The following is a 2784-nucleotide window of genomic DNA, read 5'->3' as shown; positions in this document are numbered from 1 at the left end:
CCGCGCCGGGCGTGGTCCCCGCCGTGCAGCTGCTCCACCGCGTGCGGCAGCAGCCCGGCCAGGACCTCCACCCCGTCGCGCGCCCCGCCCGGGGAACCGGGCAGGTTCACGACGAACGTCCGCCCCGCCACCCCCGCCAGCCCGCGGGACAGCGCGGCCGTCGCCACGCCCTTGGCGGTGCCCGCCGCCCGCAGCGCCTCCTGCACGCCCGGCACCTCGACGTCGAGGACGCGGCGGGTCATCTCCGGGGTGAGGTCCAGCGGTGTCAGGCCCGTGCCGCCGTTGGTGACGACGACGTCGTAGCCCGCCGCCACGGCCGTGCGCAGCACCTCCTCGACGATCTCGCCGTCCGGGACGACCTGCGGGCCGTCCACGTCGAACCCGGCCGCCTCCAGGCCCGCGACGACGAGCGGGCCCGAGCCGTCCTCGTAGACCCCGGCCGAGGCCCGGTTGGAGATCGTCACGACGAGCGCGCTGCGGCGCCCGCCGCCCTCAGCGCCCACCGGCGTCCTCGGCGACCCAGTCACCGGACCTCCCCCCGCTCTTGGCCACGACGCGCACGTCGGTGATGCGCGCGTGCCGGTCGACCGCCTTGACCATGTCCACGAACGCCAGCGCGGCCACCACCACGCACGTCAGCGCCTCCATCTCCACCCCGGTGCGGTCCGCGGTGCGCACCGCCGACGCGATCCGCACCCCGTCCGCCTCCACGTCGAGGTCGACCGCCACCCCGTGCACCGCGACCGGGTGCGCCAGGGGCACCAGGTCGGGGGTCCGCTTGGCCGCCTGCAGGCCCGCGATGCGCGCCACGGCCAGGGCGTCGCCCTTGGGCAGACCGCCGGCGGTGAGCATCCCCAGCACCTGCGGCGAGCACAGCACCCGGCCCTCCGCCCGCGCCTCGCGCACCGTCACCGGCTTGGCGGAGACGTCCACGACGTGCGCGCGCCCGGCGGCGTCCAGGTGCGGCAACCGCCCGGCGCCCTCCCCGGTGCCCGCCCCCGCAGCGCTCACGCCGGCCCCGCCCCGAGCAGCACGCAGTCCACCTCGTCGCCGGCGGCCACCGCGGTGACGTGCGGCGGCACGACGACGAGGCAGGTGGTGCGGGCCAGGGCGGTCACCAGGTGGGAACCGGGCCCGCTCACCGGCTCCACCCGCAGCCCGTCCGCCTCGCGCCACCAGCGGCCCCGCACGTACTGCTCCTTGCCCGCCGGGGAGCGCCAGCCGGCCGTCGCCACCGCCCGCACCCGCGGCCGCTGCGGGTCGGGGCCCTCCTCCCCCAGCATCCGGCGCAGCGCGGGGCGCACGAACACCTCGAAGGAGACGAAGGCGCTCACCGGGTTGCCCGGCAGCGTGAAGACCGGGGTGGCGCCCTCCCCGAGGGTGCCCGCGCCCTGCGGCATCCCCGGCTGCATCGCGACACCGCGGAAGGTCACCGTCCCGGTGCGGGCCAGCACCTCCCGGACGACGTCGTACGCCCCGGCGCTGACCCCGCCGGAGGTGACGAGCACGTCGGCGCGCACGAGCTGGTCCTCCAGGGTCCGCTGCAGCTCCCCCGCCTCGTCGCGCACCACGCCCACCCGGTACGCCTGCGCGCCCACGTCCAGGGCCGCTGCCGTCAGGGCGAAACCGTTGGCGTCGTGCAGCTGCCCGGGGGCGAGCGCGGCACCGGGCTCGACGACCTCGCTGCCGGTGGAGACCACCACGACGCGCGGGCGGGGGCGGATGCGCACGCGCGCCCGCCCCACCGCGGCCAGCACCGCCACGTGCCGCGGCTCCAGCCGGGTGCCGGCCTCCACGACCACCACGCCCGCGCCGACGTCCTCCCCGGCGCGGCGCACGTGCTGCCCCTCGGTGGGGGCGTGGCGCACCTCGACACCCACCACGCCCCCGTCGGTCCACTCCACCGGCACCACGGCGCCGGTGCCGCGCGGCACCGGCGCCCCGGTCATGATCCGCACCGCCGTGCCCGCCGTCAGCCGCAGCGCCTCCCCGCTGCCGGCGGCCAGGTCGGCCACCACCGGCAGCCGCACGGGCGCCTGCGGCGTGGCGCCCGCCACGTCCACCAGGCGCACCGCGTAGCCGTCCATCGCCGAGTTGTCGAACGCCGGCAGCGGCCAGGGCGCGACGACGTCCTCCGCCAGGACGCAGCCCAGCGCCTCCAGAAGGGAGGTCTCGAGCGGCGCGAGCGGCCGCACGAGGTCCAGGCACGCGCGCCGGTGGGCGTCCACCGCGACGAGCTGGGCGGGCCCGTGCGCCGGGCGCACCGGGGAGGGGGCGGTCACCGCGGGATCACCCCCGCTCGCCGCCGGAGGCGACGAACTCCGCGAGCCAGGCGCGCAGGTCCGGGCCGATGTCCTCGCGCTCGCTGGCCAGGCGCACGACGGCCTTGATGTAGTCGAGCTTGTCGCCGGTGTCGTAGCGGCGGCCGCGGAACACCACGCCGTGCACGCCCCCGCCGGGCGCGCCCGAGACGGCGAGCGTCTGCAGGGCGTCGGTGAGCTGGATCTCCCCGCCCTTGCCCGGCGGCGTCTCGTGCAGCACGGGGAAGACGGCCGGGTCGAGCAGGTAGCGGCCGATGATGGCGAGGTTGCTCGGGGCCTCCTCGCGCTTGGGCTTCTCCACCAGGCCGGTGACGCGCACGACGTCCTCGGTGTCGGTGGGCTCGGCCATCGCGCAGCCGTAGAGGTGGATCTGGTCGGCGGGGACCTCCATGAAGGCCACGACGCTGCCGCCCAGGCGCTCGCGGACCTCGATCATCCGCTCCAGCAGGGGGTCGCGGGCGTC

General features: G+C 77.7%; 4 protein-coding genes. All 4 read right to left on the bottom strand.

Features of this window, described 5'->3' with window-relative positions; all coding sequences use genetic code 11:
• Window positions 1–503 (bottom strand): MogA/MoaB family molybdenum cofactor biosynthesis protein (locus ABEB16_RS19705; protein WP_345713901.1); only part of this gene is annotated, 503 nt, incomplete at its 3' end.
• Window positions 493–1011: a cyclic pyranopterin monophosphate synthase MoaC gene (moaC, locus tag ABEB16_RS19700; RefSeq protein WP_345713900.1), complete on the bottom strand. Its 519-nt coding sequence runs from the start codon at window positions 1009–1011 to the stop codon at window positions 493–495. The genes ABEB16_RS19705 and moaC, both read right to left, overlap by 11 nt.
• Window positions 1008–2282, bottom strand: a complete 1275-nt coding sequence (glp, locus tag ABEB16_RS19695) for a molybdotransferase-like divisome protein Glp (protein WP_425560266.1) — start codon at window positions 2280–2282, stop codon at window positions 1008–1010. Before glp ends, moaC begins: the two co-directional genes overlap by 4 nt.
• Before the next feature lie 7 nt (window positions 2283–2289).
• The coding region (locus tag ABEB16_RS19690) for a sugar phosphate nucleotidyltransferase (protein ID WP_345713899.1) at window positions 2290–2784 on the bottom strand (495 nt) is incomplete at its 5' end.

Origin of the sequence: Kineococcus glutinatus (assembly GCF_039542765.1) — a bacterium.
Taxonomy (GTDB): domain Bacteria; phylum Actinomycetota; class Actinomycetes; order Actinomycetales; family Kineococcaceae; genus Kineococcus_A; species Kineococcus_A glutinatus.
The sequence above is the reverse complement of the archived record's forward strand: the minus strand, read 5'-3'. Positions and strand labels throughout refer to the sequence as shown.